Origin of the sequence: Corallococcus praedator, from assembly GCF_003612125.1 — a bacterium.
Lineage (GTDB): Bacteria > Myxococcota > Myxococcia > Myxococcales > Myxococcaceae > Corallococcus > Corallococcus praedator.
Map to the genome: position 1 here is coordinate 1 of NZ_RAWI01000757.1, position 1,304 is coordinate 1,304.

1 protein-coding gene is annotated in these 1,304 nt (G+C 71.9%); it reads right to left on the minus strand.

Annotated elements, in window-relative coordinates; all coding sequences use genetic code 11:
* On the minus strand, positions 1-1,304 hold a 1,304-nt coding region (locus D7Y13_RS41515), incomplete at both ends, for a fatty acyl-AMP ligase (protein WP_147452651.1).

The following is a 1,304-nucleotide window of genomic DNA, read 5'->3' on the forward strand; positions in this document are numbered from 1 at the left end:
ACCAACGGCTCCGCACCCGCCGCCTCACTGCGCCACAGCACCGCGAGTTCCCCGGACACCAGCGCCGCACGGCACGCGAAGCGCTGAATCTTCCCGCTCGACGTCTTGGGCACCGCCCCCGGAGGCAGCAGCGCCACCGTGTGTGTCTGCACCTCCAACTCCCGCGCGAGCGCCTGACGCAGCCCGTTCGCCACCGCAGCCAGCACCGTCGGGTCCGCGTCCACCAGGTCCCGGCCCACCTCCGCCACCACCGCCAGCGCCTCTCCGCCCGTCGTCTCCACCGAGAACGCCGCCACGCTGCCCGCGCGCACGCGCGCATCCGCGCGCTCAATCACGCCCTCCACGTCCTGCGGATACAGGTTGCGGCCCCGCAGGATGATGAGGTCCTTGCGCCGCCCCGTGACGAGCAACTGCCCGTCCTCGCGCAGCACGCCCAGGTCCCCCGTGCGCAGGTACTCCGGACCGTCCACCGCACCCGCCGGCCGCGCATGGAAGGTGGCCTCGCTCAGCTCCGGCTTGCGCCAGTACCCCTGGGCCACGCTCGCGCCCGAAACCCAAATCTCCCCCACCTGCCCGGGGGCCCTCGCGACGAGCGAGTCCGGGTCCACGACGAGCACCCGCTGCTCCGCCAGCGTCGTCCCGCAGCCGATGTGCGCCCGCACGCCCGCCACGTCCTCGGCTCCCGACACGGCAAGCCCGCGCGCCAGCGCCGCATCCTCCAGCGGATGCACGCGCACGCCCCGGCCCTTCTCCTCGCCCGTGACGATGAGCGTCCCTTCCGCCAGGCCGTAGCACGGGTAGAAAGCCTCCGGCCGGAAGCCACTGGGCGCGAACACCTCCGCGAAGCGCTTCAGCGTGGACGCGCGGATGGGCTCCGCGCCGCAGAACGCCACCTCCCACGACGAGAGGTCCAACGACGCCACGTCCTCCGGCGTCGCGCGACGCGCGCACAACTCAAACGCGAAGTTGGGCCCACCGCTGATGGTGCCCCGGAAGCGAGACACCGCCTGCAACCAGCGCAGCGGCTTCTGAAGGAAGGCCATCGGTGACATCAACGCCACCGGGAAGCCCGCGTACAGCGGCTGGAGGATGCCGCCAATAAGCCCCATGTCGTGGTACGGCGGCAGCCAGATGACGCCCACGCTGTCGCGGCGCACCTGGAAGGCCCCGGAGATGAGCCCCAGGTTGTGCAGCAGGTTCGCGTGCGTGAGCATCACGCCCTTGGGCGTGCCCGTGCTCCCGGACGTGTACTGGAGAAACGCGAGCGACTCCGCGCCCACGTCCGGCGTGCGCCAGTCCTTCTC